Here is a 6,286-nt window from a genome sequence, read left to right as displayed (position 1 = left end):
TGCACTCCGCTGGCAAAAAGGACAGCGAATTTTCCAGTGTATTTTTTCTCCTTGTACGCACTTTTTTCTTCGGCAGCACGACTAGCGACTTCCAAATGTGCTGCGATTGAATCGACCACCGCATCAATGTCGGGCGCAAGTTCGTCGATGGTTGATTGAGACACTGCTAGATACCGGACAACTCCCTCCTTAATCTTCTGCTTAACGTTTACATGATACCGTGCATAATGCCATATTTCGGCTGGAAATTCCTCCAAGAAATCAGCAAATTCCTTACTGCCATTCATATATGCCATAGCGCCAAATCGCAAAATGCGAGGAAAGAAGACGTGTTCTCTTCGATATTGTCCGAGACCTTTTCTAAAGACAAAAGGAGTTCCTGGAACGATCTCTGATTCCTTTATTTCATTGTAGACCCAGCTAAAAATCTTTCGGCCTACCTTTAGGTGTTCGAGGGGAGTCCGTCGTATCATGCTTCCAGGGCGTGCACGATAAACTGCTGTAATCTTTGGAATGGACTTAAATATATAGCCATGACGCAGCACCCGCTGCCACAGCTCCCAATCCTCCGCCCCCTGTCGTAGATTCTCTTCAAAGCCCCCGAGACGGCGGAGAATATCCGTTCTAACTATCGCCGCATGAACATTGAAGGGGCATTCGCCCTCGCACGAAAGAAAGGTTTGCGTTAGTGATTGGCTTCGGCAGTTTGGCGGAACAAAGTCGAAGGGCGTATCCTCTGGAACGTTGAATATTCCAGAAAAAATACCTCCCAACACGGGAGTGATATTCTTAAGAAAGGCGTTCGTCCGGAGTTCAAGCGAGTCAACGAGAAGAAAATCGTCAGCGTCAAGAAACGTAATGAGGGGTGCCCGAGAAAGTCGTAGAGCGGTATTTCGCGCCGCACCTACCCCTCCGTTTTTCAAATGCTGAACAATTCTAAATCTGTTATCGTTCTGAATGGCTTCGTAAGCTACGGCGCGCGAATTATCCGTACTCGCGTCATCGACAATGATCGCCTCGAAGTCTTGAAAGCTTTGTCGTTTTAAACTTTCTATCGCATCTATGATAAAGCGTGGTTCATTATAAAGTGACACAGCAACCGTAACTAGTGGCTGATCGGGATCGAAATGGATTTCAAATGAGTCGTCCATTTCCTTAGTTAGATCCGGTGCGGGCAAACGGTTGAGGGCGTTTATAATTTTGGCTTGCGCCCTCTCGATTTGAGCAACATGGACTTCACGCTTTTGCGGTTTACGTGCGCGCTTAGGTAGACCAAGCATCGCACGAACTTTTTTTCTAAGGCCCATTGTGTCCCCCAAACTTGACGGTGGTTAAAGGTTCAGAATCGCATGGCCATCCAATGCAACCTCTGCCTCGCGTAAGATGAGACGCTGGTTGCCTCAATTGTGAATGACGAATCTGACGGATTATTCGTTGGTATAACTGCGCACGCGTGCAGTGTCCGTTTTCATATTCGTTAAAGTATCAACTCACACCCACCCTCCGTCGACGATGAAAATTTGTTTGGTGCACATGCGGGAGTCGTCGGAGGCAAGGAAGAGCGCGAGGCGTGCGATATCCTCGGGTTCGAGCATTTGTGCAAGCGCCTGGCTCGCCGCAATCTCCTCCTCGACAGCCGCCGTCACCCACAGTTTGCGTTGACGCTCCGTCATTGTCCACCCAGGTAAAAGCGCATTGACCCTGATCCCGTCCGGTCCGTAGAGCTTCGCGAGCGTGCGAATAAGGCCGTGTATTCCGGCCTTCGCCGTCGTGTAGCCGATCATCTCGGTGGTGCCGTTCAGCCAAGCAATCGAGCCCAACGACACGATGGCGCCGCCGCCAGCTTTGCAAAGAAAGGGATGCGCGGCCTGTGCGGCGAAAAAGTGATGCCGCAGGTTGACGTTCATGCACAAGTCCCACGTTTCCGGCGTCAGTTCGCGCCAATCGTGGCGGCTATCGTTAGCGGCATTATTGATCAACGTATTTATGCGGCCGTTGTCGTTTCCGATTGTCTTGACGGCCGTTTGCAGAGCATCGCAATCAGTAACATCACAGCGGAGAAAAACAGCGTTCGATCCGCCGTCTGAGTTATTCAGCTTTTCTGCCAGCGCAGCGCCCGATCTCTCGTCGATATCGAGTATATAAACGCGCGCGCCCTGCGCCGAAAACTGGCGGACCATCTCGGCGCCGATGCCGGTTGCTCCTCCGGTTATGATGACCACCTGATCCTTGATACTTGGATAGATTGCGTAAGAAGCCGCCATTTCACGCTACTCGATTGGGTTCGAACGATGCCCGTTGGCAGCCGAGGACGTCCAATGCGATTTCGACGGTCATGCGGTTGACGCGATCGACGGCATCGCGCGTGTTCGAACCGTTGTGCGTCCCAAATACACAGCCGTCGAACGTGCGTAGCGGGCTGTCCGCGGGCAAGGGCTCTACCTCGAAGACATCAAGGCCGGCTCCGGCGAGCTTACCGCTGTTCAATGTGGCGGCGAGCGCGGCCTCGTCGACGAGCGGGCCGCGGCCGACGTTCACGAGATAGCTTCCCTGCTTCATGCGCGCGAAGGCATCGGCGTTCATCAGATGACGATTTTCCTGCGTGAGCGCACACGCCAATATGACGACGTCCGCTTCCGCCAGGACCTCTTCGAACGAGAGTTGAGTGATTGACGATTGCGCGAGCGACGCCGCATCGATTGTCATCGCATCGGAGCCGACGACTTTCATTCCGCACGCCGCGCAACGGCGCGCGATAGCCCGACCAATGGAGCCGAGCCCGATGACGCCGGCCGTCATGGCGTGCAACGAGCGCCCTTCGACCTTAAGCCAACCGCCGTCGCGAACGGAACGGTCCATTCGGTGCAGGCCGCGTGTCAGCAGGAGCAAATAGGACAGCGCCAGATCGGCGACCTCTTCACCGAAGACGCCCGGCGTGTTGAACACCGGGATTCCGAGTTCATGGGCGGCCGCCTTATCGATGCTATCGGTGCCGATGCCCCATTTTATGACGGCCTTGAGACCTAATTCCTTGGCCGCGGCGAGCGCCTCGCGATCGATGATGTCGTCGCCGGCGATGATTGTTGCCATGCCAGGCAGAACCTGCCGGATTTCGGCAGCGCCGAGTTGCTGGCCGTTGACCGATGGGAGGATCGGCCGGATGCCGTGCTTCTCGAACAGCGGCCGGAATTTGTCGAAGTGCCGCTGGAGGTGCAGGCAAGTGACGGCGACCGACGTCATGTGCGCATCCCTTTGCGCTGGCGGAAGACCTCTTCCGCGACCCTGAAGTCGATTTCCTCATCGATATCGACGGCTTCGTAAGGGTCCATTTCGAACAGGAATGGCCGGTTACCGATGCGGTTGTGACGTTCGATGAGGGTGTTGCGCTCGAAAATATAAACGCAAGAATTTTCCTCGTAGAACGGCGGCAGGTCCTGCGTGCGGATCAGAATATTGGGATTGTGGTTGATCGCGCGCGCAAGCGAGTCCCAAAATCGCGTCTGTACCTTGGTCACCGAAAACAAGGAATCGTAGATTGGATAATTTTTGAAGAACGTTTCGACCGCGTTCGTAAGCGTTTCGCTGGTCATGATCGGATTGGTCGAATGCGTTTGCAAATAGAATTGCGATTCGACTGTTTTGACATCATGCAGCAAAACGTCGTTCATCGGCGTCATGCCGCCGCGAATGTTTTCCGGGCGATTGATGATGATCACGTCGGGATATTTTTCGGCGCACTGCTCGGCGATCGTCGGTGAATCCGTGTTGATGACGATCTTGTCGATCAAATTGCAGCCCTTCAGAGCATCGAGCGTATGATGGAATAGCGGCCGGCCATCGCCGAAGGGTCGATAGTTTTTTCCGGGCACACGTTCAGAGGAATGGCGCATTGGCATCAACGCCACAAGTCGATAGGTCATGTTTTTTATACCGCAGTAGGAATGAGAGGCGGCTGTGACCGCCGGAAGGTCCGCCTGCTTGATAGCGAAGCGGATGGGAAATGGAAATGCGGCTCTAGCCGCTGAGCGCTGGTCGCGTCCCGTCTAAGACGTGCGCGCACTGCGCGGTTCGCTCCCGACCACCGCGAGCCTACGGGCGTGCACGGAGGGTGCGCTTGGAGCGCCGCTCTGCAGGCGCTCGTAGTTGATCAACTCATGCTGGACAGGGCAAAGCTCCTCTTGCTCGGACGCACGGGCCGATTGCGGAAAATAAAAGATTCTTCGAAGCTCCGCGGTGACCTCACTCGGACCATTGTGGCCCTGATAGGTGCCGACAAATTGATTGTATCGAAATGCCAGAATGGATCCGGCTTCCTTAATGAGCTTGCCTTCACGCATGGCCTGAACAAGATCGACGACACAGTTTGTCAGCAGTGTGCGGATGAAATCGAACGCGCTGAAGCGCCCCGATTTGTCTATCCGGCGGAGAGCCATGGCTTCGCGCCGATAACGGTTTCGCACACCTCGCCACGTCTCGTCGTGAACGTGGATAATTTCTGCGCGCGATGCATAAGCGATCCATCCGCCCTTTTCTTGCGCGCTTTTGGCCCAGGCGAGATCCTCCAGGCCGGTCAATGTCTCGTCATAGGGTTGCTCCAGCCAGACCGAACGCCGTACAGCGCAATTCGCATTGTTGCAGAAGTAGCTGAGCTGCGGACAAATCGAGCGCTCGGGGAACCAGGCCTTGAAGATCTGGTGTTCGGAAAATTTATTGACGTCGTCCCCACGCTGTTTGCCGTACGTCAGGACGACGCGCTCGTCGTCGAATGGCTTGATCAGCTCAAATAACCAACTGCGGCGTGTCGGATAAACGTGGGAGCTTACGAAAACGAGAATGTCGCCAGTCGCAGCACGACAGCCGATGTTCAATGCCCTGCCGAACGTGAACTCCCTCTTGTCGATCTCGATGATTTTCGCGCCATGCCTGCGGGCGATAGAAACTGTATCATCGGTGGAACCAGAATCGACGACGATGACCTCATGCGCAGCGACCGTCTGCGCCGAAATACCGAGCAGCAGCTTTCCGATATGTTGCGCTTCGTTGTAGCTTCGAATAACGATCGAAACCTTCATAGTCCCCCCGGCTTGTGCGCCGACACAAATGACGCCGCCCACGCACATTTCCCTGTTCCCAGGCGCGAAGATACATCGCGATCCGGACACATCAAACACTATTTGCGCCACCAATGTGGCAGTTGCACCACGGCGCCCAGGTAAGTGTTCTATTTCTGCAGAAAGCGCTGATTTTCCGGCACCGCTGATGAAAAGTCGTGCGTTGTCTTCAGGCCAGAGCTGAAGGGCATTGGGCAAGATGGGAAATAGTCTGGCTGCGGATATCGGGTGTCTTTGGCCGCTGCGAGCTGAGCTGGGCGAAGGTCTCACTTTTGATGCCGAGAAACGGCGAATCTGGTTCGTCGATATCAAAAGGTCCCGGCTTTTTTGCTTTGGCCTCGCAGACCACGCGCGCCGGACGTGGCAGCTTCCTATCCAGATTAGCGCGCTCGCCGTGCCGATGCCGCCGTGGACGCCGCCTACTGGGGAAAACGTTCTGCTCGCGGTGGGGCAAAAAGGTTACGGTTGGCTCGTTGTCGAGCCGGAAAGCGTTTCATTCACGCCAATCGCGGACCCGGAAAAGGATCTGCCTGGGAACCGCTTCAATGACGGCAAGCTAGGCCCCGACGGACGGTTTTATGCAGGCACGATGGATGACAGCGAACAGGCAGCAACGGGCGCCGTCTACGTACTTGATCAGCAAGGAGAAGTTGCGCGCCTGGATGAAGGTTTTCACGTCACCAACGGTCCAGCGTTCAGCGTAGACGGTAAAACGTTTTATGAAAATGACAGCGCGTTGGGTCGAACATATGCTTACGATGTCGCAACCGGCGGACAGCTTTCGAATAAACGCGTGTTGCACCAGTTTTCGGCCGACGAAGGCTGTCCCGACGGCATGACGACGGACCGCGCGGGCAACCTCTGGGTCGCGATGTGGGATGGACACAAGATTCAGCGGCTTGATGCTGAAGGACGCAAGACAGGCGCCATAGCGGTCCCTGTGCAACGTCCGACGAACTGCGTTTTCGTGGGCGAGCGACAGCTCGTTTTCACTTCAGCTGCAATCGGCCTATTGCAAAAGTCGCCCGAGGACGGCGGATTATTTGCTGTGGATATCTTGGAGCGCTGAGGCTTGAGCGTTCAGATCATCGCTACTGAATCCGGTTCTACGGAATGTTAGCCGCTGTTTGCGGGCCATATGTCGTTATGCCAGTGTGCGAGCTTACTCTGCTGCA

6 protein-coding genes are annotated in these 6,286 nt (G+C 55.0%); 1 reads left to right on the top strand and 5 read right to left on the bottom strand.

What is annotated here, in order from left to right:
* The 5 genes from VHB22_RS02385 to VHB22_RS02365 form a co-directional block, all read right to left on the bottom strand.
* On the bottom strand, positions 1 to 1,307 hold a 1,307-nt coding region (locus VHB22_RS02385; RefSeq protein ID WP_325455351.1), incomplete at its 3' end, for a glycosyltransferase family A protein.
* 183 nt (positions 1,308 to 1,490) lie between these two features.
* Positions 1,491 to 2,264 (bottom strand): SDR family oxidoreductase, encoded by a 774-nt coding sequence (locus tag VHB22_RS02380; protein WP_325455350.1) that lies wholly within the window; start codon positions 2,262 to 2,264, stop codon positions 1,491 to 1,493.
* Position 2,265: 1 nt separating this feature from the next.
* On the bottom strand, positions 2,266 to 3,240 hold the full coding sequence (locus VHB22_RS02375) for a phosphoglycerate dehydrogenase (RefSeq protein WP_325455349.1): 975 nt from the start codon (positions 3,238 to 3,240) through the stop codon (positions 2,266 to 2,268).
* Entirely contained in the window at positions 3,237 to 3,920 is a 684-nt protein-coding gene (locus tag VHB22_RS02370) for an acylneuraminate cytidylyltransferase family protein (protein WP_325455348.1), read from the bottom strand. Before VHB22_RS02370 ends, VHB22_RS02375 begins: the two co-directional genes overlap by 4 nt.
* A gap of 123 nt (positions 3,921 to 4,043) precedes the next feature.
* Complete coding sequence (locus VHB22_RS02365) at positions 4,044 to 5,072, bottom strand: glycosyltransferase (protein WP_325455347.1); 1,029 nt, start codon at positions 5,070 to 5,072, stop codon at positions 4,044 to 4,046.
* 238 nt (positions 5,073 to 5,310) lie between these two features.
* Here VHB22_RS02365 and VHB22_RS02360 point away from each other — a divergent pair, with 238 nt between their 5' ends.
* Positions 5,311 to 6,180, top strand: a complete 870-nt coding sequence (locus VHB22_RS02360) for an SMP-30/gluconolactonase/LRE family protein (RefSeq protein ID WP_325455346.1) — start codon at positions 5,311 to 5,313, stop codon at positions 6,178 to 6,180.
* Positions 6,181 to 6,286 lie beyond the last annotated feature (106 nt).

Origin of the sequence: Hyphomicrobium sp. (assembly GCF_035548195.1) — a bacterium.
GTDB lineage: Bacteria > Pseudomonadota > Alphaproteobacteria > Rhizobiales > Hyphomicrobiaceae > Hyphomicrobium_B.
Note: the sequence above shows the minus strand (reverse complement) of the source record. Positions and strands in the feature narration are given on the sequence as shown.

Coding starts and splice junctions, on each gene's coding strand:
- VHB22_RS02380 (WP_325455350.1), bottom strand. CDS start 2,264: ATGGCGGCTTCTTACGCAATCTATCCAAGTATCAAGGATCAGGTGGTC.
- VHB22_RS02365 (WP_325455347.1), bottom strand. CDS start 5,072: ATGAAGGTTTCGATCGTTATTCGAAGCTACAACGAAGCGCAACATATC.
- VHB22_RS02360 (WP_325455346.1), top strand. CDS start 5,311: ATGGGAAATAGTCTGGCTGCGGATATCGGGTGTCTTTGGCCGCTGCGA.
- VHB22_RS02370 (WP_325455348.1), bottom strand. CDS start 3,920: ATGACCTATCGACTTGTGGCGTTGATGCCAATGCGCCATTCCTCTGAA.
- VHB22_RS02375 (WP_325455349.1), bottom strand. CDS start 3,240: ATGACGTCGGTCGCCGTCACTTGCCTGCACCTCCAGCGGCACTTCGAC.